Source organism: Aquimarina atlantica (genome assembly GCF_000626715.1).
Classification (GTDB): domain Bacteria; phylum Bacteroidota; class Bacteroidia; order Flavobacteriales; family Flavobacteriaceae; genus Aquimarina; species Aquimarina atlantica.
Window position 1 is genome coordinate 405,829 of the sequence record NZ_AQRA01000004.1, and the last position, 22,790, is coordinate 428,618.

At 32.2% G+C, this 22,790-nt stretch carries 26 protein-coding genes; 18 read left to right on the forward strand and 8 right to left on the reverse strand.

Going from position 1 to position 22,790, the window contains the following annotated elements; translation table 11 throughout:
* Nucleotides 1–7 precede the first annotated feature (7 nt).
* The 3 genes from ATO12_RS24830 to ATO12_RS10785 form a co-directional block, all read right to left on the reverse strand.
* Nucleotides 8–805, reverse strand: coding sequence for a GLPGLI family protein (locus tag ATO12_RS24830; protein WP_051575748.1), 798 nt, complete (start codon nt 803–805; stop codon nt 8–10).
* 68 nt (nt 806–873) lie between these two features.
* A complete protein-coding gene (locus tag ATO12_RS10780) occupies nt 874–1,068 on the reverse strand; it encodes a hypothetical protein (protein ID WP_034241796.1) in 195 nt (64 codons plus the stop codon).
* Between the two features lie 505 nt (nt 1,069–1,573).
* A complete protein-coding gene (locus ATO12_RS10785; RefSeq protein ID WP_034241798.1) occupies nt 1,574–2,290 on the reverse strand; it encodes an RDD family protein in 717 nt (238 codons plus the stop codon).
* Nucleotides 2,291–2,326: 36 nt separating this feature from the next.
* On the opposite strand from ATO12_RS10785, the gene ATO12_RS10790 reads away from it, so the two are divergent.
* From ATO12_RS10790 to ATO12_RS10845, 12 genes are all read left to right on the forward strand, one after another.
* A complete protein-coding gene (locus ATO12_RS10790) occupies nt 2,327–3,289 on the forward strand; it encodes a stage II sporulation protein M (RefSeq protein ID WP_034241801.1) in 963 nt (320 codons plus the stop codon).
* Nucleotides 3,282–4,154 carry a hypothetical protein gene (locus ATO12_RS10795; RefSeq protein ID WP_034241802.1) on the forward strand — a complete coding sequence of 291 codons (873 nt, stop codon included), beginning with the start codon at nt 3,282–3,284 and terminating at the stop codon, nt 4,152–4,154. Before ATO12_RS10790 ends, ATO12_RS10795 begins: the two co-directional genes overlap by 8 nt.
* Nucleotide 4,155: 1 nt before the next feature.
* On the forward strand, nt 4,156–4,905 hold the full coding sequence (locus tag ATO12_RS10800; RefSeq protein ID WP_034241803.1) for a hypothetical protein: 750 nt from the start codon (nt 4,156–4,158) through the stop codon (nt 4,903–4,905).
* Nucleotides 4,906–4,909: 4 nt separating this feature from the next.
* Nucleotides 4,910–6,121 carry a DUF4350 domain-containing protein gene (locus tag ATO12_RS10805; protein ID WP_034241805.1) on the forward strand — a complete coding sequence of 404 codons (1,212 nt, stop codon included), beginning with the start codon at nt 4,910–4,912 and terminating at the stop codon, nt 6,119–6,121.
* Nucleotides 6,122–6,151: 30 nt separating this feature from the next.
* Nucleotides 6,152–7,192: an AAA family ATPase gene (locus ATO12_RS10810; RefSeq protein WP_034241807.1), complete on the forward strand. Its 1,041-nt coding sequence runs from the start codon at nt 6,152–6,154 to the stop codon at nt 7,190–7,192.
* Between the two features lie 5 nt (nt 7,193–7,197).
* Complete coding sequence (locus ATO12_RS10815; protein ID WP_034242063.1) at nt 7,198–8,529, forward strand: DUF58 domain-containing protein; 1,332 nt, start codon at nt 7,198–7,200, stop codon at nt 8,527–8,529.
* A 109-nt stretch (nt 8,530–8,638) separates the two neighbouring features.
* Nucleotides 8,639–9,622: an ankyrin repeat domain-containing protein gene (locus ATO12_RS10820; RefSeq protein WP_034241809.1), complete on the forward strand. Its 984-nt coding sequence runs from the start codon at nt 8,639–8,641 to the stop codon at nt 9,620–9,622.
* A gap of 440 nt (nt 9,623–10,062) precedes the next feature.
* Nucleotides 10,063–10,248 carry a hypothetical protein gene (locus ATO12_RS10825; RefSeq protein ID WP_131248813.1) on the forward strand — a complete coding sequence of 62 codons (186 nt, stop codon included), beginning with the start codon at nt 10,063–10,065 and terminating at the stop codon, nt 10,246–10,248.
* Between the two features lie 14 nt (nt 10,249–10,262).
* Nucleotides 10,263–10,949 carry a HupE/UreJ family protein gene (locus ATO12_RS10830; protein WP_034241813.1) on the forward strand — a complete coding sequence of 229 codons (687 nt, stop codon included), beginning with the start codon at nt 10,263–10,265 and terminating at the stop codon, nt 10,947–10,949.
* A gap of 33 nt (nt 10,950–10,982) precedes the next feature.
* Complete coding sequence (locus tag ATO12_RS10835) at nt 10,983–11,603, forward strand: hypothetical protein (RefSeq protein WP_240486124.1); 621 nt, start codon at nt 10,983–10,985, stop codon at nt 11,601–11,603.
* 201 nt (nt 11,604–11,804) lie between these two features.
* Nucleotides 11,805–12,227 (forward strand): DUF2141 domain-containing protein, encoded by a 423-nt coding sequence (locus ATO12_RS10840; protein ID WP_034241817.1) that lies wholly within the window; start codon nt 11,805–11,807, stop codon nt 12,225–12,227.
* A gap of 181 nt (nt 12,228–12,408) precedes the next feature.
* Nucleotides 12,409–13,359 (forward strand): LysR substrate-binding domain-containing protein, encoded by a 951-nt coding sequence (locus ATO12_RS10845; protein ID WP_034241819.1) that lies wholly within the window; start codon nt 12,409–12,411, stop codon nt 13,357–13,359.
* 14 nt (nt 13,360–13,373) lie between these two features.
* Here ATO12_RS10845 and ATO12_RS10850 read toward each other — a convergent pair whose 3' ends face one another.
* The 3 genes from ATO12_RS10850 to ATO12_RS10860 form a co-directional block, all read right to left on the reverse strand.
* Nucleotides 13,374–13,571, reverse strand: a complete 198-nt coding sequence (locus tag ATO12_RS10850; protein ID WP_025664664.1) for a hypothetical protein — start codon at nt 13,569–13,571, stop codon at nt 13,374–13,376.
* Between the two features lie 135 nt (nt 13,572–13,706).
* Nucleotides 13,707–14,507, reverse strand: a complete 801-nt coding sequence (locus ATO12_RS10855; RefSeq protein ID WP_034241821.1) for a TIGR00266 family protein — start codon at nt 14,505–14,507, stop codon at nt 13,707–13,709.
* A gap of 102 nt (nt 14,508–14,609) precedes the next feature.
* A complete protein-coding gene (locus ATO12_RS10860; protein ID WP_034241823.1) occupies nt 14,610–15,071 on the reverse strand; it encodes a DUF4442 domain-containing protein in 462 nt (153 codons plus the stop codon).
* Between the two features lie 153 nt (nt 15,072–15,224).
* Here ATO12_RS10860 and ATO12_RS10865 point away from each other — a divergent pair, with 153 nt between their 5' ends.
* From ATO12_RS10865 to ATO12_RS10890, 6 genes are all read left to right on the forward strand, one after another.
* A complete protein-coding gene (locus tag ATO12_RS10865; protein ID WP_034241825.1) occupies nt 15,225–15,677 on the forward strand; it encodes a DUF4870 domain-containing protein in 453 nt (150 codons plus the stop codon).
* A 4-nt stretch (nt 15,678–15,681) separates the two neighbouring features.
* Nucleotides 15,682–16,215 carry a zinc metalloprotease gene (locus ATO12_RS10870; protein WP_034241827.1) on the forward strand — a complete coding sequence of 178 codons (534 nt, stop codon included), beginning with the start codon at nt 15,682–15,684 and terminating at the stop codon, nt 16,213–16,215.
* A 65-nt stretch (nt 16,216–16,280) separates the two neighbouring features.
* Nucleotides 16,281–16,616, forward strand: coding sequence for a PadR family transcriptional regulator (locus ATO12_RS10875; protein WP_025664659.1), 336 nt, complete (start codon nt 16,281–16,283; stop codon nt 16,614–16,616).
* A 1-nt stretch (nt 16,617) separates the two neighbouring features.
* The gene (locus tag ATO12_RS10880) at nt 16,618–18,372 is read left to right on the forward strand and encodes a PspC domain-containing protein (RefSeq protein WP_034241828.1); all 1,755 of its coding nucleotides are present in this window, start codon (nt 16,618–16,620) and stop codon (nt 18,370–18,372) included.
* Nucleotides 18,373–18,434: 62 nt separating this feature from the next.
* Nucleotides 18,435–19,154, forward strand: coding sequence for a head GIN domain-containing protein (locus ATO12_RS10885; RefSeq protein ID WP_034241830.1), 720 nt, complete (start codon nt 18,435–18,437; stop codon nt 19,152–19,154).
* A gap of 264 nt (nt 19,155–19,418) precedes the next feature.
* Nucleotides 19,419–20,276, forward strand: a complete 858-nt coding sequence (locus ATO12_RS10890; RefSeq protein ID WP_034241831.1) for a GIN domain-containing protein — start codon at nt 19,419–19,421, stop codon at nt 20,274–20,276.
* Between the two features lie 97 nt (nt 20,277–20,373).
* On the opposite strand, the gene trxB is transcribed toward ATO12_RS10890, so the two are convergent.
* Nucleotides 20,374–21,342, reverse strand: coding sequence for a thioredoxin-disulfide reductase (gene trxB / locus ATO12_RS10895; RefSeq protein ID WP_034241833.1), 969 nt, complete (start codon nt 21,340–21,342; stop codon nt 20,374–20,376).
* A gap of 328 nt (nt 21,343–21,670) precedes the next feature.
* A complete protein-coding gene (locus ATO12_RS10900) occupies nt 21,671–22,693 on the reverse strand; it encodes a hypothetical protein (RefSeq protein ID WP_034241835.1) in 1,023 nt (340 codons plus the stop codon).
* Between the last annotated feature and the right edge of the window lie 97 nt (nt 22,694–22,790).

Here is a 22,790-nt window from a genome sequence, read left to right on the forward strand (position 1 = left end):
TTTATAATTAATCAAATCGCTCTAAACTATTGTTTTTTGGATCAGGACAAACATCACAGTCTGTCATTAGCTTTGCCCCTCTAGGTAAAGAAGCTCTAAGATTTGCCAATGTTTCTTCAAATTTATTTTTAAGTGCTTTTATATAGGTTGTCATATCTGTGATTTTGTCTATACTCGGCTTGTTTAATTTACCTTGAACTTCATTCTTATCTGGTTGTAGATTTATTTTAATAGCTCTAAACTCAAACTTACCCGTTTCTTCTGTAATTTCTAGAATCAGACCGGGTAATCCTCTTAATTTCCATGGGCCATGCGATATAGGAATTTCTGATGTAAACCATGCTGTATATTCTCTTCCTCGATATTTTGCTGTAGATTTTTGACAAGAGTACACCCCTATTTTTTTATGTTCATTATGTAACTGCCAGGGAATAGATTCAATATTATCTTTAACAACATAAAGTTTACCAACTATCGATTCTCTAAAAATTAATTCATTGGTCTTGTTATTTGTGTAGTAATACGCTCGTGGCAAACTACTCTTCATTACTTTATGTTCAGAAGCAACCCTTCCCTCTTCTCTTTCTTCTTCTATTGATTTTTCATGATTTACTCTCTTTGCTACTCCTTCTTCTCTATACGAAGAAATAACACTGTTAAAGTACAACTTGTAAGGAACTGCAAAAGAAACGCCATTTTCATTATGGATTATATTTTGATATTTTACAATACCAATAGTTTCTTTTTGCGAGTTGGCTGTATAATTAAAGATTAAAAAAACTACTATAAATATTAGATTTTTCATTTCTGTTATATAAGATTATTTATATTAAAACCGTTTCCGTAAAAAATTCAATTATTTATTTAATCTAACTAACATGGAAATACGGAAACACCTATCCAATTTCCAGCGTGATCATAATGATCCACTATTCTATAACAATTATCATCCTCCTCAACGATTTGTGTTGAATTATTACTTTCAATTTCTAATTTTTCATTAGAGTTTACTGCATACGTTGCATATGCACTTAAAAATATTCCTAAAGTTAAAACGATTTTTTTCATATCTACTTTGATTTTAAAAAATTAATGATTTGTATGTTTATTCTTATTACAGAAACGGTTTCCTTTTTGTATTCAATTCAAAAATCAGCCGTATATTTCTGTACTATATCAATTACATTTTTCTCCGTACAAGAAAATATGATTAGATACATACTACACACCTTCATTCTCGAAATTGATCAATAAAACAAATATGAAAATCCGATTTCTAGGTAGGATAGTGGAGTAAATCGAACTGTAATAAAATACTACCATTTTTTCTTGACGCAACGCATACGGTTATCCCGTAAAACTTTTACATTCCACCATAATAAACTGAAAATCAAATAAATAAAATTTAAAAAAACATAAAAACACCTCTTTTTCAATTATATAACATCAATTATTGAAATATTAAACATGATAGTTAAAAGTGCATTAATAGTAAAAGAGACTAAAAAGGAGACCTAAGCTCTAATTGTTAGTCACAGCCTGTCGAAAACTAATTAATGATAGGTAATGATGATTACAACTTCTGTGTATAATAATTATAATCGGCAATTACGCGATCTACGAATTGTAATGGTTTTTCTTGTGGAGTAACATCCATCAAAGTACTTACTTTTTTAGAAAGTTCGAGAATGATATTATGATCTGCATCTCGTCTTGCTTCGGTATAAATAGTTTTTATTTTACGCATCTCGGCATCACTAAAAACAGTAACCTGGGGATACATGGCTACATAGTCTTCTGGGATATCAACTAATATGGTTTGGTTAAATCGTACACGTTGCCGCTCACTAATCACAGTAGTACCTGCTGCCATATCTCCCAGACGTTGTCCTTTGCCATTTAATAAAATAGAGACAACAGCAACACCGCCAAATGCCAATGTAATATCTAACAAACGAAGTAACCATCGTACCAGATAATTCGAGAAAGCAGGTCTTGCTCCATCCATACGGGTCACTTTTATTTTCATCGTTGCTTTACCGGGAGTTTTACCATCCCAAAATGTTTCCCATAATATGAAATATAAGAACGGAGGTAAACCTAAAATTAACCAAAAAGCCCATTGGTCTCCATGATCTAAACTTAATGCTCCAATCATAAACGTAGCGATAATAAAATACGCTATGATAATCAAAAGATCAATGAGATATGCTAGAATACGCTCTCCTATTCCGGCAGCATTTTGCTGTATACTAACATTTTGAGCAGTTTCTATTTGAAAATTATCCATTAATTATGTTTCTTTGAACCTCTTAATCTTCGATACATGCGTGAGGCGGCTTTTGTGAGGCAAAATAAAGATAAATGGTTAAAATTTGAAAGTGTTCTGGTTAATAATGCTCAAATAACTCCAGATGAGCTTTCTAATTTATATATAGAGATAACTGATCACCTTAGTTATGCTCAGACATTTTATCCTAATAGTCAAACTCTTAATTATTTAAATGGTTTAGCATCTAGTGCTCATCAAAAAATCTATAAAACAAAAAAAGAGAAAAAAAATCGGTTGTATTCTTTTTGGGTTAAAGAATTTCCTTTAGAATTCTATCAATATCAAAAACATTTACTTATTGCATTTCTCATTTCTGTTTTATTTACAGCTATAGGAGCATATTCTTCTGCAACAGACGGGGCATTTGTAAGGTCGATCTTAGGTGATGCTTATGTGAATATGACCTTAGAAAATATTGCTAACGAAGATCCCATGGCTGTTTACAAAAAAATGGAAGAAACTAATATGTTTTTGGGTATCACCATAAATAATATTAGAGTAGCTCTTAATTGTTTTATTCTAGGAGTGATGTTTGGGATAGGAACCATATATATGCTCATGCAAAATTTTATAATGCTAGGTTCTTTTCAGTATTTTTTCTACGAGAAAGGATTACTTTGGGAAAGTGCCCGTACGATATGGATTCATGGTACCATTGAAATTTCTGTGATTATTATTGCAGGGTGTGCAGGTCTGGTTGTAGGAAACTCTATTTTGTTTCCAAAAACGTATACTCGACTTACTTCTTTTGTTAAAGGAATTAAAGCAGGGTTAAAAATTGTGATTAGCACAGTTCCCTTTTTTATATTAGCAGGGTTTTTAGAAGGCTTTGTGACCAGACATACCGAAATGCCAGATTGGCTCGCTATTTTAATCATATCTGGGTCGCTAGCTCTCATCTTGTTTTATTATGTAATTTACCCCAGACAACTTTATAACAGACTAAAAAATGAATAACAACTACATAGAATTTAAGAAAAAAAGAGAATTAGGAGATATCCTAACAGATACTTTTGCTTTTATACGACAAAATGGTAAATCATTGCTATCTGTTTTGTTAAAAACTTCGGGAATCCCATTTATATTACTTTTACTTGCTTCTGCATATTATACACATTCATCTGCCAATATTTTTGATCCGGTGAGTATTAGAAATGGTGGAATGTATAATTCGGGAAGTCTTATCATTGCTCTTTTTGCAATGTTGGCAACCTTACTTGTATTTTATGCATTACTTTTTGGTACAGTTTTACACTATATTAAAAACTATATTGATAATAAAGGTAATGTTGACCTTGAAGTGGTAGTACAAGGAGTAAAAAAGGATTTTGGAAATATTATCGGATTAGGAATTCTTTCGGGATTGATTACCTTTTTTGGTTTTATGCTTTGTGTTATTCCTGGTATCTATTTGTATGTCCCTATGAGTTTGGTTTTTTCAATTCTAGTATTTAGGGGTACTAGTATTTCTGATGCAATAAATGATAGTTTCATACTTATAAAAAACGAATGGTGGATCACCTTTGCTACACTTTTTATTATAGCAATACTTATAGGAGTAATAGGCTTTGTATTTTCTATTCCTGCATTGATCTATACATTTACCAAATCGTTTACTGCTGCTTCAGAAGGGTCTTTGGCTGATCCATCTACTATGTTTGATTGGGTTTTTATCGCCTTAAACACTTTATCATCAGCAGCTCAGTATATACTATATATTATCACTGCAATTTCTACTGCATTTATATATTATAATTTGAATGAAAGAAAACACGCTACAGGCGCATTAGAACAAATTGATTCTTTAGGTAAATCAGAATAAATTGAAAATTCTTTACTACGTCTTATTTTTTGTGCCACTCTTCTTATCAGCAAGAGTTCAGGATAGTACTGCGATAACTGATCCCCAGGAGTTAGTTTATGATCTCGACTCTCAGCAAAAAGCACCACAGTTTGATCATCAAAAAATAGAAGAGTTTAAAACACAAGATGATTTTGATTATACCGAATATCAAGAACCTGATAATTGGTGGACACAGTTTAAGAACTGGGTCACTCAACTTTGGAATCGATTTATCTCGTGGCTGTTCGGTACAGAAGAAGTAACGGGGTTCTGGGCAGTAGTTTTTAGATTACTCCCCTACCTTTTAATTGTAGGAGTATTATTCTTATTAGGTTGGTTGTTTATGAAAGTAAACCCATCGGATATGCTTCTTGAAAAACAAATTCCTCCGCAAATAGAACTTACAGAAGACGAAGATATTATTCAAAACCAAGATATTCAACAATTGATTGATCAGGCCTTACAGCATAAAAATTATAGATTGGCAATTCGGTATTATTATCTGTTTGTACTAAAAAAATTATCTGATGTAGAACTAATTGAATGGGAAGCTCAAAAAACTAATACTGATTATATCAAGGAATTAGCAGACGACACGGTACAACGCCAATTTAAATCCATCACCAAATTATACGATTTTATCTGGTATGGTAGCTTTGAGGTTAATGAAAAATTATACCTGAAAGCTGAAAAAGAGTTTACTTCTATAACCCATCTTATTCAACGTTAATGTGATGACTAAAAGTTCTAAAATATTAATCGTCATCATTATAGTAGCTATTGGTATACTTACTTTTATAGAAGCTAGTGAGCCCGAACCTGTAAACTGGTATCCCAGTTATGCAAAGACCGATAAAATTCCTTTGGGTTCCTTTGTATCTTATAATTTAATCAAGGAATCTTTTGATATCGAAGGATTACAAGATATAAACCAACCTCCTTACGAATTTCTTAACGATAATGATTCTATATCGGGGACATACTTTTTTGTTAATGGATCAATCAACTTTGATAAAAATGAGCTAAATACCCTATTAAAATGGGTTGAAAACGGAAATACATTATTTGTATCGGCAAAAACTATTGAAAATCGATTATTAGACACTCTTAATATTGAAACAGATAATCTTATATCAATAGATAACATATCTACAAAACCTCTTGTTGAGTTGGTTAATAAAGAGCTTAAAACACCATCTCCTTTTTTATATGACCAAGATATTTATAACCCATATTTTAACGAATTAGATACGATAAATGCAACTATTTTGGGGGTTACTCAATTGTATAATGACACACTGAAGGTCAAAGATCCAAAAGTAAACTATATACAACAATCTTTTGGCAAAGGGAAAATCTTATTACATACTTTCCCCGAGGCCTTTGGGAATTATTTTATGCTAACAGACAAAAACTATCAATATTCTCAAAACCTTTTGGCCTATATAAATCCCAATCAAAAAATACTATGGGATAATTATTATAAGTCAGGAAAAACATTTTATACCTCTCCACTTTTCTTACTTTTAAATAATCGCTATCTCAAATGGGCATATTACTTTGTTCTTATTGGAGTAGTCCTTTTTGTAATTTTTGAAGGAAAACGAAAACAACGTAGTATTCCCATTATAGAACCCTTAAAAAACCAGACTCTATCTTTTACAAAGACGATTAGCGGAATGTATTTTGAAAAAGGGAAGCATAAAGAAATTGCTACTAAGCAAAACCTGCTATTTTTGGATTACGTACGTAACGTGCTTAGAATCCCGACAAATGAGCTCAATGAAAAAACAATAATCGATATTGCTTCCAGAAGCAATAATAGTATAGAGGATACCAAAATACTATTCAAATATTTTGATGAACTGAATAAAAAAGTAAAAATCGAAAAAGAAGATGTATTAAAGCTTTATGAATTGATAAATACATTCAAAAGCCAATCTTAAAAAACGATATATCATTTAAACGAATCATAAATGGAAAACGAAGAAATTAAAAATAATACAAATCCAGAGCAAACTTCTGAGACAACCTCTCAAGAGCAAAATCTGAGTTTTCAGAATAGGATAGATCTTAGCGAATTACAACAATCTGTAGAGAAACTAAAAGCAGAATTGGCGAAAGTAATCGTGGGACAGCAGGATTTTATCGAACTATTAATTGTATCTCTGTTATCTAACGGTCATGTTTTAATCGAAGGAGTACCTGGGATTGCAAAAACGGTAACCGCCAAATTATTTGCCAGAACGTTAAAGACAGATTTTAACAGAATTCAATTTACTCCTGATCTTATGCCAAGTGATGTATTAGGAACTTCTGTGCTTAATATGAAAACAAGTGATTTTGAATTTAAAAAAGGCCCTATTTTTTCTAATATGGTTCTTATTGATGAAATTAATCGTGCTCCTGCCAAAACTCAGGCAGCCTTGTTTGAAGTAATGGAAGAAAGGCAAGTAACCATAGATGGTATTCGATATCCAATGGCCCCTCCTTTTATGGTATTAGCAACTCAAAACCCTGTAGAGCAAGAAGGGACTTATGCCCTACCAGAAGCACAATTAGATCGGTTTTTATTTAAAATCAAGGTAGATTACCCTACTCTCGAAGATGAAATCAATATCTTAAAAACACATCACGAGAGAAAAACAGCAAAACCTATAGAAATGGTGAATTCTGTAATTACCCCAAAGCAATTGCTAGAATTTAAAGCAAAAACGCAAGAGGTAATTATCGAAGAGAAAATTTTAGGATATATTGCCGAGATTGTAACCAAAACCAGAACACATCCTCATTTATATTTAGGAGGTTCTCCACGAGCATCAATTGCTGTTATGAATGCCTCAAAAGCTTTTGCTGCAATCAACGGGAGAGATTTTGTTACCCCCGAGGATATAAAAAAATCCCTTTTCCCTGTGCTACGCCATCGTTTGATCTTATCACCAGAACGTGAAATGGAAGGAATGACAACAGAAAATGTTATTGAAATGATCCTGCAATCTGTAGAAATACCACGCTAGTTTTGATCCAGTTTTTAAAATCACTATATCTAAGCTCTAGAGTATTTTACATACTCACGCTACTATCAGTATTGTTTTTATTCTCATACTGGTTTACTTCAATATATCCTATTGTCTGGTTATTGGTATGGGGATTAATGATTGTTTTTCTATTTGATATTGTGACTTTGTATACTACTAAAAATGGAATTCATGCTAATAGAATTTTACCAAATAAATTTTCTAATAGTGATTTTAATGCCGTTCCGGTTCGAATAAAAAGTAATTACAAATTTACGACCTATGTAGAGGTTATCGATGAGATCCCAGTGCAATTTCAAAAACGTGATTTCCTTAAAAAAGGAAGTATTTCTCCTAAATCTATTTTAGATTTTGAATACTCATTACGACCTGTAAAACGAGGAGAATATGTCTTCGGAAATTTATATGTATATGCAATGACCAGAATAGGCCTTGTAAAACGTCGTTATAGTTTTGATAAAGCTGCAATGGTAAAAGTATATCCTTCTTTTATCCAGATGAAAAAGTATGATTTTCTGGCTATTGATAATAAGTTAACCCAAATAGGACTTAAAAAAATACGTCGTATTGGGCATACGATGGAGTTTGAGCAAATTAAAGAATATGTAGTCGGTGATGATGTTCGTACGATTAACTGGAAAGCTTCTGCAAAGCACGGTAACTTAATGATTAATCAATTTCAGGATGAAAAATCTCAACCTATCTATTCTATTATCGATGCCAGTCGTGTTATGAAAATGCCTTTTAAAGAATTAAGCCTTCTGGATTATGCCGTTAATAGTACCCTGGCTTTTTCTAATATTGCCCTAAAAAAACATGATAAAGTCGGGATGTTATCCTTTTCGAATACAGTAAATGATTTTTTGCCGTCTAGCGGAAAGAAAACATACATTAACAATATCTCTGAAACACTTTATAATATTAAGACTCAATTTCTTGATTCTGATTATGGGTTACTATATACCCATGTTAAACGACAAATAAACCACAGAAGTTTACTTCTGTTATATACTAATTTTGAACATCTATCGTCATTAAAAAGACAACTTCCATATCTGCAGGCATTGGCTAAAAAACATGTATTGGTAGTGATTTTCTTTCAGAATACAGAGCTTGATCATCTTATTGAACAAAATGCAGAGGATCTACAAACCATTTATGATCAAACTATTGCTCAGCAATTTGCATATGACAAAAAAGTAATGGTAAAAGAGTTACAAAAACATGGGATACAAACGGTATTAACTACTCCAGAAAACCTTACGGTTAATACTATTAATAAATACCTGGAGATCAAAGCCAGAGGATTATTGTAGTTTTAGAAACATCTCTTCTCTATAAAATGTACTATTTTCATATAAATTTTTGTTCCGATATTAGATCCTAATAAAGAAAGATAACTCCTGAGTTAATCTATAAAAAATTATGACAGCATTTAACAGTTTAGACATATCAGATATTAATCAGATCAAAGAGAAAATTGCTCAAGGAATTGATATTAATATAACCGACTCCTATGGTGAAACTATGCTTCATAAGGCTGCTTATTATGAAAAAATAGATGTTGTTAAATTACTTGTTGAAGAAGGTATTAATATCAATGCAGCAAATAGTAATGGTGCAACCGCACTGATAAAAGCTTCAGATAGAAATGAAGAAATTAGCCGATATCTTATTGAAAACGGTGCTAATGTTACTAATAAAGAAGGGAAAAAGCATGATGGTTTCTCTGCACTTCACTATGCTGCCCGTAAAGGGCTACATAATCTAGTTAAACTATTACTGGAAAATGGCGCAAAAGTAGATGAATTGAGTAACTATAAAAGCACACCTTTTAATGAAGCCATTCGTTTTAATCAAATAGAATGTGCTGATATTTTATTAGCAAATGGTGCTAACATCGATAATAGATATGATAGTATGTATCATAACGATATTGGATCCTTACATTTTGCAATTAATGGTGGGTATGATTATAGTAAAAATTTGGTGAAATACCTTATAACGAATAATGCAGATGTAATGCTAAAGAATGGTGAAGGAATATCTGTTCTGCATCTTGCTGCGCAAGATCAAAATAATGTGTTAACAATTCAATTACTAAATGCAGCTCCCAATATTAATGCAGTTGATGCAAATGGTAAGACCATAATGCATCATGCGGCATTTAACCAAAACATATCGGTTTTAAAAAAAGTACTCAAAACAAAGGAGATCGATTTAAATATTAAAGATAATGATGGCCACCCTCCTCTCTATTATGCAGAAAACGAGAAAAATGCTGCACTCATTATTGCAGCTGGTGCTATTTATGATGAGAGTAAAAAAGCATCAGAACTTTTTATGAATTTATATAGCGAATACCTCAACAAAGAAATTATTGCTAAAGAACTCATGAAAATTAAATAAGAAATTTATTTCATTCCCAAATAGAATATACTTGAATCATATACCCTCATAATATACATTAGAAACTTCGAGGTTAATACTAAAATGGGCACTCTAAATCAACACAAAAAAACTTCTTTAATTAGAATTTGTTTACTACCTATGCAACTATAAAATCATTATTTTCTGTTTTCTATTTTTATAGAAAATTCATACCACTAAGAGATATACATACTTTGTGGCAATCTTAGAAAAAAACTATATTTACCATGTAAGCAACACTATTTTACTTATGAAATCATAAATAATAAAATGATAATTTTTTATTTTAGAAATCAAGGATAAGATACATTTTTAATCAAAAAATTAAGTTAGTTAAATAGTATGGCTTCAAAAATTTAAAAGAAACTTATTAGAATTAACTCATCTAAAAAAACACAAACATGACAATTAAAAAATCAATGATTATCGCGGTATTAGCTTTAGGGGTTTTAGGAGCTTGTACAGAGAAAAAAGAAAAAAAAGAAGAAAGCACAGATCCTGCTAAAGTAGAAGCTACTCAAGAATCAACAACAGAGGTTGACGAAGCTGAAAAAGCAAGGTTAGACAGTATTCGACAAGTAAAAGAACACGGGCACGCACATTAACCAATATTGAAACAATGTTTAAAAGCACTACAACATTCTTTATATTTCTAATCCTTGTGTTGGTTTCAATAACAGCAAATGCGCATGGTGTTGATGATGAAACACAGTCTTTCTTATTAGGAAATAAAGGAATTGCTTTTGGTCCGTTTCTATACATTGGTGCAAAACATATGATAACGGGATATGACCACCTACTTTTTCTAGTGGGGGTCATTTTCTTTTTGTATCGAACAAAAGAAATACTATTATACGTAAGTTTTTTTACGATCGGCCATAGTCTTACTCTATTACTCGGCGTAATGGCAGATATTAATGTAAATGCTTTTTTAATAGATGCCATTATTGCATTATCTATTGTATATAAAGGGTTTGATAACCTAGGAGGATTTAAACAATTTTTTAAGAAACAGCCCAATACTAAAATAGCCGTATTAATTTTTGGATTATTTCATGGTTTTGGACTAGCTACCAAATTACAAGAATTTCAGTTTGATAAAGAAGGACTATTTGTAAATCTAATTGGTTTTAATATAGGGGTAGAAATAGGACAGTTTTTAGCATTAGGGCTAGTTCTCATACTTTTAGGGGTTTGGAGAAGATATAATAGTTACGCTAAATTTTCTAATCTTACTAATATACTTCTTATGGCTGCAGGTTTTCTATTGTTTGGATTTCAAATGACAGGATATTTTATGGCTTAACACTAAATTATGACAACAAGTAATACTCACATAATGAATAAAAAGCAACTTATAAAATCAATTTTTATAGCGTTGTTTATTGGTTTTGTCGTACTTATAACAGCAGTTTTACCTGCAGAATATAATATAGACCCATTAGGAACAGGAAAACTCTTTGGTTTTAGTCGATTGTATGTAAATGATACTGAAAAAACAGAGTCAATCGATACAGCACCAGTATCTCAATTAAATTTCAAGAAGCTAAAATTAGAAAAATTAGGTTCTCCGCCAAACGTACCTAAACCTGTAGAAGCAAACAATCCACCACCATCAGAACAATTTACAGAACAAAATGATACAATTAATGTTACTGTTCCTGCAGGAAAAGGTATAGAATATAAGTTTAAAGCATTAAAGTATGGAAGTATAAAATATGAGTGGAGTACTACAAATGATGCTATTGTTTATATAGATTTTCATGGAGAAGTAAAACAAGAAAACCCTCCCGAAAATGTATTTTATGAGAGTTATACTTTGGCATATTCTAATAATATGGCAGGAACATTTACAGCCCCTTTTGAAGGTAAACACGGTTGGTATTTCAGAAACAACAACAAAGAAGACATTACCATAACGATAAGATTAAAAGGGCAATACAAGCTATTTGATAAGTAAAATCTTATATGCAATTTCGAATCTCTGATTATCATCTTTAACTCACAGAGCATATAATTTTACGGCTTTTATTTTATGTAACTATTCTAGAACTACATTTCATCCTATAAAAATGACAACTGAGGAGTTTCTTATTGCTCCTTAATAAAGGTTTATAGACTTTTGATTTATCAAAAACAAATAACTATAAAACTTTATCATATGAAAACTCTAGCATTATTAGCCGCGCTTTTAGTTTCTAACTTTCTTCTTCACGCTCAGGAAAAAACTAAAGGAGTAACCATTACAGTAACTGTTCCTAATATAACAAGTTCTGAAGGAGAAGTTCTTTTTGGACTTTATGACGAAAATACTTTTATGAAAGCTGCTCCAATCAAAGGTGAAAAAAGTACAATTGTAGATGGGGTAGCAAAAGTTACTTTTTCTAATGTTCCTGAAGGAGTGTTTGCCATTACATGTTTTCATGATGTAAATGGAAACAATCGAATGGATTTTGAACCTGGCGGGATGCCAAAAGAAGATTATGGTGTGTCTAATAACAACATGAGTTACGGTCCTCCACAATGGAATGAAGCCAAATTCGAAGTAAACTCAGAAAACCTTGAGCTGGAAATCAGAATGTAATTAAAAATCTATATTCATCAATCTATTAAACCTGAATAACAGGTATATTAAAAAAGGAATTGCATCTCATCTATGCGTTCCTTTTTTTTATTTCAAAAACAATAGACAAAACAAATTTTTAATAATTATTTAATAAATAATATCAATAGCTTTTATATTTTTGTTCCCCAAAACACAGACCATGACCATAACACAATTAAAATATGTTTTAGCGGTAGCAGAACACAAAAACTTTACCAAGGCTGCAGAGAAAACTTTTGTGACTCAACCTACACTAAGTATGCAAATTCAAAAGCTTGAAGAGGAGTTAGATATTCTCATCTTTGATCGTAGTAAAAAACCTATAGAACTTACAGAAGTCGGTAATAAGCTTGTTCAACAAGCAAAAAATATTGTAAACGAGAGTGAACGAATTCAAGATATTGTAGATCAACAAAAAGGCTTCATTGGTGGTGAATTCAAGTTAGGGGTTATTCCTACAGTAATGCCTACTCTTTTACCTATGTTTTTAAACAATTTCATAAAAAAATACCCAAAGGTAAAATTAAAAATAGAGGAGTTACATACAGAGGCTATAATTGAACGCCTTCTCGATGGTCATCTGGATGCTGCTATTGCTGCAACGCCATTAGAAAACGAAAATATAAAAGAACGTGTTTTATATTATGAACCATTTGTAGGATATATTCCTTCTACCCACAGACTAAATCAGAAGAAAAAAATTGATATTACTGATCTTGATATCGATGACATGCTTCTTCTAGAGGATGGTCATTGTTTTAGAGATGGGATCATTAATTTATGCAAGACTAAGAAAAGCTATGAGGAAGATCATTTTCAGTTAGAAAGTGGTAGTTTTGAGACCCTTATAAAGCTGGCTAACGAAGGTCTGGGAATGACTCTTCTACCCTATTTACATACTTTGGATGTAAAAAACGGTGAAAAAAATAATCTTCACTACTTTAATGAGCCTTCTCCTGCGAGAGAAGTGAGTTTAATTTTTAATAAAAGTGAACTAAAAATGCAAATTATTGATGCTTTGCATTCTACTATTGCTGGTGTTGTAAAAGGAGCTATTACTTTTCAAAATGTAAAAATTATTAGCCCTATGGCAAAAATAAAAAGCGACTAGAAAGTCGCTTTTTTTTATGATTTTAAATAGATTAAACAAGATTGCAATTCTGGTTGTTTAACTGTTAGTGATTGAATCCAGATTTTTAATTCTTCAATCTCGTGAGGAAGTAGTCTGTTTAGTGCTTTTAAAACTTCCTTAGTAAAAAGATTAACATCAAAACTTACTTTTTTAAGCACAGTTTTTGTGTAATCAAACATTGCTCTAGCCATAAATTAATAGGGGTTTAAAAAATGTTAGGTTTAAACAAGTAATTGTAGGAATAATCTTATAGTTTTTAAAGTTGTTCTAGCTAATATATGTAAATAAAACTAAAAAAACAGTCTTTTGGCGCTTATTTAACACTGTTAAAAACTGTTATCGCCATCTAAAAGATCTCCTAAACCACCTAGAATACTACCCTCGCCTTTACTTTTCCCTCCTCCTCTGGGGGCCAATGCTAATACTCTATTAGCAAGTCTGCTAAATGGTAAAGATTGTATATACACCACTCCGGGACCAGTTAATGTGGCAAAAAACAATCCTTCTCCTCCAAAAATGGTATTTCTAATTCCTCCTACAAATTCTATATCATATTGTACCCTTTTAGAAAACCCAATAATACAACCTGTATCTACCTTTAGTTTTTCGCCTGGTTGCAGTTCTTTGCGGGAGGTAGTTCCTCCTGCATGAACAAAGGCCATACCATCACCTTCTAATTTTTGCATAATAAAACCTTCGCCTCCAAATAATCCTCTTCCTAATTTCCTAGAAAATTCTATTCCTACAGAAACTCCTTTGGCAGCACATAAAAATGCATCTTTTTGGCAAATAAATTTTCCTCCATAATTAGTTAAATCAACAGGAATAATCTTTCCCGGGTACGGAGAGGCGAAACTTACCTTCTTTTTTCCACCTACCTGATTATAAAAAGCGGTCATAAACAAGCTTTCCCCTGTTAGCAATCGTTTACCAGCTCCAAATATTTTACCAAGAACTCCAGTATCTTTTGCAGAACCATCACCAAAAATCGTGTCCATTTTTATGCCATCGTCCATCATCATAAAACTTCCTGCTTCTGCAATCACTCCTTCTTGTGGATCCAGTTCTATCTCTACATACTGCATTTCTTCTCCTATAATTTCGTAGTCGATTTCGTGTGCCGTCATATTTTTTTAATGTTTATAGTATATTGATTAATGAATAGTTTCTTTATGAGTAAACGAATTTCATAAAGTGTTACAGTCTAATCATTTTTTGTTGTAAAATTTTTACTTTTCATTCTTTACTTTAACTGTCCATTCAAAATTGAACGTAGAAACTTCAATACCGTCCTGATTAGTTCCTATTGATTTCATCCAAACCGTTTGCCCCTCACCTGTTTCAATTGTTTTTTTAATTGCGTCTTCTACCAAATGTCCATCGGTACACACAAAAGTAATTCTACCTGTAGCTTTTTTAGTATAGGTAGCATTATTGCTTGCCACCAGCATCGATATTTTTTTACCACTATTTCTTATATACCCTGTTACCAAAGCTCCTGTGGTTAATTCTGCCGCCATTCCCTGTACCGCCCAAAACATAGATTTAAAAGGATTCTGGTTGATCCACCGATGTTTTACACTAACCGTACAGCTGGTTGTATCTATGTTTTTAACCCTTACACCACATAGCCAGGCAGAAGGTAACTTAAATAGTAAGAATGCATTAAGTTTTCTAGGAGTAATATCCATGAGTTTTATTTTTAGTTCTCACAATATAGGTAAAAGAAATAGTCAAGAAAAGAGTAAAAAATCTTAAAATTATGTTAAATTATGGTACTATGTTTTGCATAATACCTTTTTTTAACCATATATTTGCATAAGAAACTATTATATACTTTTACAATGTCAATCAAAAATCACAAAAATATCGCAACGTTTATGCATTTAGGTGCATTCTCAAAATACTTTATTCCTTTTGGGAATTACATAGTTCCGATACTACTATGGACGACCAATAAGGATAAATCAGATTTTATAGATGATCATGGTAAGGAAGCCATCAATTTTCAATTAAGTATTCTATTATATACTGTAATACTGGGAATATTTTCTTTTCCGTTTTTTATCTTTCATGTCTTTGGAGATGCAACAATTACAGATTTATTTCATTTTAATGATTTTTCTATCAATTTTTCTGACGCAGGAGGTTTTAGAACTCTTATAGGAGCATCATTTATCGGAATTATAGCACTAATCGGTTTTTTTCTGGAAATAATTTTTGTTATCACTGCTGCTTTAAAAGCAAACAAGGGAGAAAGTTACAGATATCCATTATCTATACGATTTATAAAATAATATAATGAAGCAAACCATTAACATAAAATATATTTTGATAACCGCCCTTGCAGTTCTGTTGTCCTTCTTTTTTCATGAATTGGCACATTTACTTACAGGAAAGTTATTAGGATATCCTATGAAGATGACACTTAATTCGGCTTTCTTAGCAGAAGGAGAATATACATCGGTATGGCACGAATATTTGGTAAGCGCAGCAGGGCCTATTTTTACTATACTAACAGCATTTATGTTTTTTTATGTGATCAGAAATACAAAAAACACATATTGGTATCCATTCTTATTCTTTGCATTTTCATTTAGGTTAATGGCCATGATTGTATCAATTTTTAACCCTAATGATGAAGCCAGAATAAGTCAATGGCTCGGACTTGGACAATGGATATTACCGTTAATTGTATGTTTTACGTTATTTTTTCTTGTTATAAAAACGTCAAAAGAACAGGGATATAGTTTAAAATTTAACCTAATCAATTATATTTTGACCTCTGTTTTTATTGCCGGAGTAGTACTCTCTGATCAATATTTTTTAAAATAATCATCAATCATCAATACCTAACATCAATCAAAAAATGAACAGTTTAACTTTTAAAAATTAGTTTTATGAAGATCGAAAACACAAAAGCGCAAATGCGCAAAGGTGTTCTGGAATATTGCATACTTTCTATCCTTAAGGACGATGATGCCTATGTAGCTGAAATTTTAGAAACCCTTAAAGACGCAAAGATGCTTGTGGTAGAAGGCACGATATATCCCTTATTAACCAGACTTAAAAACGCTGGATTACTAAGCTATCGCTGGGAAGAATCTACATCGGGGCCACCACGAAAATATTACGGACTCACAGAAACAGGAAAATTGTTTCTTAGCGAATTAAATACCACTTGGGACGAATTACGGAATGCTGTAAATCTGGTAACCAAACAAAAAAAGAAGTAAAATGAATAAGACAGTTAATATAAATTTAGCAGGCATATTTTTTCATATAGACGAAAACGCTTACTTAAAACTGCAACGCTATCTCAGCGCTATAAAACGCTCATTTACCGATTCACAAGGGAGAGATGAGATTATATCTGATATAGAAGCCAGAATAGCAGAATTGTTCAGTGAAAAAATAAAGGACGAACGACAGGTTATCGGAAACAAAGAAGTAGAAGAAGTAATTGCTGTAATGGGACAGCCAGAAGATTATAGATTAGATGAAGAAATCTTCGAAGATGAACCAAACACAACATATCAAAAAACGAAACCATCAAGACAATTATTTAGAGATACAACAAACTCTTATGTAGGAGGAGTAAGTTCTGGTTTAAGTCACTATCTGGGGATTGAACCAATTTGGATTAGGTTAGCCTGGGTATTGTTTACTGTTTTCTCTAGTGGTGCATTTGTTCTGATCTATATCGCATTTTGGATTTTTGTACCCGAAGCAAAAACAACAGCCGATTTTTTGGCTATGAAAGGTGAAGCCGTTAATATTAGTAACATAGAAAAAAAAATTAAAGAAGGGTTTGATGGTGTAGCAGATACCGTAAAAAATGTAGATTATCAAAAATATAGCAGCAAAGTAAAAAGCAGTTCTACTACTTTTTTTGAAGCTTTAGGTGATGTATTACTATTCTTCTTAAAGATTTTTGTGAAATTTATAGGTGTGATTCTTATAATAGTAGCTGGAGTTACTCTTATTAGTCTATTTGTTGGTCTGTTTACGATAGGAACATTTGGATTTATGGATGCCCCATGGGTAGAATATATTGAAGTAGGCAGTCATCCCGAAGTTCCATTATGGTTAGTATCATTAGTAACATTTTTTGCCGTAGGAATACCTTTTTTCTTCCTGTTTATTCTTGGTCTAAAAATTCTGATAAAAAACCTAAAATCTATAGGAACACCAGCCAAATTAGGTTTATTAGGAGTATGGATATTTTCTCTTATAGGGTTAGGAATTCTTGGAGTTAGACAAGCTACACTCGAAGCATATAACGCAGAAGTGATTATGGAACAAAAAGTACTTCCGATCACAAGCAACGATACACTAACCATAAAAATGCAGGGAAATAACAGATATACTAAACACCTATATCATAGAAATGATTATAAAATCAAAAGAGATGACCAGGGAAATCGGGTAATCGTTATCCAGGATATAGAAGTATATCTAAAAGCTTCAAAAAGAGACTCGACAGTACGAATTATGATAGAAAAAAATGCAGAAGGAAGATCTTATGAAGAAGCTTCTAAAAGAGCCGAAGAACTTAAATATGGATATGAAGTACATGGTAATACACTTTTATTAGATGGATATGCAATTACGGATTATGCTAACAAATACAGAGATCAGGAAGTAAAAGTAATCTTAACATTACCAGAGGGAATTACCGTATATGCAAATGATAATACCTCTGGATTTAATAACTCATGGAAATACGATGATTATATCTCTATCGATGGAAAAGAAGGAGAATACATAAAATTAATCGACGGGAAATTCGAATGTGAAGATTGCCCCAAAGATGAGAACGATTGGGAATATAACGAATGGGATGAAGACGACGATAGCGTAAACATAAATATAAACTCTGAAGACAACGATTTTAAATTAAAAATCGGAGAAGACGGAGTAGAACTAAATAATGAACCCGTAAAAGTAAAAATAGACGAGGACGGAATAGAAATAAAAACCGAAAATTAAATCAATCTGCTTCTGCAGACTAATCAAAAAACGAACAGTTAAATATATCAAAACAAACAGTTATGACTACACTAGCCAAAATTATTATCACCTTTTGCTTATCAGCTTTATGCTGCTCTTGTAATGTTGTCTTTAATGGGGTTAAAGGCCAGGGAGAAGTAATTAGAAAAGAAAGAACCATTAACCAGGATTTTAATGCCATAAAAGCAAGTAGAGGTTTAGATGTTATCCTGGTAGACGATTCTGATCAAAAAGTAATTGTAGAAGCTAATAAAAACTTACACGATCACATCGAAGTATATGTAGAAGGTAATACGCTATACGTTACTTCTGATCAAAACATATACTATGCAGACGAAAAAAATGTATTTGTATCTTATGACAAAATCAATAAAGTTCATGTTAATAGTGGTGCGAGTGTCTCTTCTAATGAACCTGTAGTTCAAAAAGAACTTGATCTTAGTGCTACTAGTGGTGCAGATATTAAATTAAAAGTAAAAGCCGAAACAATAACAACTTCTGTTACCAGCGGAGCCATGATGAATTTGACCGGAAAAGTAAATAATCATAAGGCAAATGCTACCAGTGGTGCAGATATTCGTGCAGAGGATTTGTTAAGTTTAGTATCCGAAGCAAAAGCAACAAGTGGTGCATCTATTAAAATTCATGCAAAAAATGAGTTTACCGGGAAAGCAACAAGTGGTGCAGATGTTGTTTACTACGGAAATCCTGAAAAAGTATCTGAAACAGATAACTCTGGTGGAGATGTTAGAGGCCACTAAGAGCTAACAACCCAATCAATAATCAACCAAAATTAAGCTGTCTGAGAAAGCAACACTAACCAACCCATGCTTTCCAGGCAGTTTTTTTATAGTAAATTGAAAAAAGTTTAAATCACTTCTATTTCAAAAAATGATGATCTATTATTTTTTTAATCTGAAAATAATATAAACCTCTTCTCTATTTATATTTGTAATAAGTTTTATATACAACCTATACTTAAAGGCAAAAAAAACTGTTTATTAGTATATAAATTTCGCACAAATATGAGAACATTATTTTTAGTATTGACACTTCTGGTATTAGGAAACACTTACGGGCAAAAAGAAAAAATTAAAGGCAATAAAATTGTTAGTACCGAACAACTAGATGTTGAAGATTTTCATACCATAGAAATTTATGAAGGTTTCGAAGTTACTCTAGATGAAAGTAATGATAATCAAGTAAAGATCGAAGCAGATAGTAATCTGCAAGAAGTTATACAAGTAGAAGTTGTAGATAGCGTTTTGACAATCAAGTCTGATCGGGATATGCGACGTGCAAAAGCATTAAATCTTGATATTTCTTATGCATCAGAATTAAAAAAAATTATAGTATATGACAAGGTAAATGTGAAATCCTTGTCCCCCATTAATAGTACTTTGCTTGAAGTACATGCAAATGATAATGCCGAAGTATTTCTTACCGCAGATGCCAACCAGGTAAATTGTATAACCAACGGAAAATCGGTAGTAGAATTACATGTTACTGCTCAGGAAGTTACGTATCAAATCAATGAAAATTCTGAAGTAAAAGGAATTGTTACAACCGATAGCCTTAAAGTAGATTTATATCAAAAAGGATATGCAAAACTTGAGGGAGAAGTAAAATCGATGTTAGTACGAGCAGATAGCGACACCGACTTTTATGGTGAAAAATTGAGTGTTGCCAAAACTACACTAATTGCAGAAGGTGCTAGTGATTGCTATATTTTGACCAACGAAGAAATTAGTATTGATGCAAAAGATAAGACCGAAATTTATCTACTTGGTGAGCCAAAGGTGATTATCAACACCTTTGCCAATGAAGCTATTTTGTACAAGAAAAATATAGACTACGTTCCTAGTAGGTTTAGGTTAAATTAAAGCGTATCTAAAAAGTAAACTTCCTTTGTCAAACTGACAATCTAGTTTTGATGTTATTTTTTAGATACACTCTTTTCTTAATGCTAAATATTTCGACTTAAGCCGAAACTTCATCATTTGTTTCTATCGTTGCAAGGTATCGTTCTGCATCTAATGCAGCCATACATCCTGTTCCTGCAGCAGTTACAGCTTGTCTGTATTCTTTATCCTGAACATCTCCTGAAGCAAATACTCCCGGGATATTTGTCTTTGTAGATTTTCCTTCGGTAATCAGGTATCCTGTATCATCCATATCTAATTGCCCTTTAAAAATATCGGTATTTGGTTTATGACCAATAGCGATAAACAAACCGGTAATCTCGATCTCTTCTTTATTACCTGTTTGGTTATTTACCATTCGTAATCCTTCTACCACCTGATCTCCTAATACCTCATCAACTTCGGTATTATACATTACCTTAATATTGGGTGTATTATTTACTCGATGTTGCATTGCTTTAGAAGCTCTCATATGATCTTTACGAACTAGCATAGTAACATTAGTACATATATTTGCCAGATAAGTAGCTTCTTCTGCTGCAGTATCTCCTGCTCCTACAATGGCTACGTCCTGTCCTTTGTAAAAGAATCCATCACAAACTGCACATGCCGATACTCCACCGCCACGTAATTTTTGTTCACTAGGTAATCCCAGGTATTTTGCTGTAGCTCCTGTAGAGATAATAACGGTTTCTGCTTCAATCTGTGTAGTGTTATCCACAGTTACTTTATGAATCCCTCCAACTTCTTTACTAAAATCAACAGCAGTTACCATCCCGATTCGTACTTCTGTACCAAAACGCTCTGCTTGTTGTTGTAACTGAACCATCATTGTTGGTCCATCGATACCTTCTGGGTATCCTGGGAAATTATCTACTTCTGTTGTCGTTGTTAATTGGCCACCTGGTTCCATACCGGTGTACATAATGGGTTTAAGATCTGCTCTTGCTGCATATATTGCTGCAGTGTATCCTGCAGGACCCGAACCTATAATAAGACACTTTATTCTTTCTATTGTATCAGACATATTCTCATCATTTTATATGATGTAAAAGTAGCAATTTGATCATAAACCTTACAGTAAAGTTATTAAGAATTGTTATATCTATATAGACATCTTATATCTAAGCATTATATATTGAATTTACTACAGTTTTTATTTACAACAACTCTTTTTGCAATAGTATATCAACATAAAAAGCACAACTATTTTATATATAAATAACAAAGAGGCAGACGAGTATTACGTCTGCCTCCGGTTATCCATTTCAATCCTTCTAGAAGAGATTTTAATCTTCTTAAAGAAATTCAAATCAGGGTAGGATGACTATTTGTAAAGACAACAACAACTGTCTTTAATTTACATTTACGGTTGTACCACAGCTTTGATTTGCCCTAACAATCAAGGTACCATTACTAGCAGATGAGTTTCCGCTAAAACTATAGTATAGATTTTTTTTGCAATCAAATTTAGCTCCCCCAAAATGTGTTGAAAGTCGAGATCCATTCCTCGATCCTTCTTTATATATATAAATTTCTTTCCCTGTTTTATTAACAATATGTACTCTGTTTTCAAGATCACTTTGTCTTGCCATTTGATTTCTTTCTTTGATACGCTTGTACTCTTCAGAATTCATCCAATCATCTCTTTGTTTATTAATAGCTGCTATAATAAACTTTCTGGTACTTTCTGTATTCTCCACAAGAGCTGCATTTTTTGGGGTTTTTAACCATTCTGCATATACTTCTTGTTGTTTATTATATGCATTGTCTAAATATTCCTGAAGGGTTTTGTGAGGTTGCATTGCCTTCATTTTTTTAGGCGATTTCATTACTTCTTTCATCTTTTTTAAACCTCCCATTTTTTTTGCTTGATACTCTAATACAGCTTTAAGCTTATAATTATCCTTATCTACCCATTCTTTTAGGATATAAATTTTACCATCTAAAAACACAAGGCGGCTATCATAAGTAGATTGATGAATTTTTCTAGGCGCAAAACCTATTTCATCTTGCATGGCTGGACTTCCTTCGTACACATTATGTACATAAGTAATCGGGAATGCTTCATTATCGGGTATAAACATGCTTTCTTTATGATCATCAGGACGTTTAGCATTTTCTCCGAACAACATGTACACCTCTTTGTGTGCTCCTGGTTGAATTCTATAGTCTTTAAAATTGGTGATTTTATATAGCAATACATCCAAGCCTCCTTGATAATCACCACTACTGCTTTGCTGCGTTAAATAAGCCGTGTAATTCCCGACTTGAATAGATTCCAGTTCTTCAGTTTGATGTTTTATTTCTCCCTGTGCTTTTAGGTTATGGCAAAAAAACAGTAAGCCTAATGCCGCTAATAATATGATATTTTTCATTTTATTTTCTTTATAATAATTTTTGTGTATCAAAACATCTTATCCCAAACTCTAAGATTTAGGATAAGATGTTTGATTCATCTATTTTTTTAGAAGT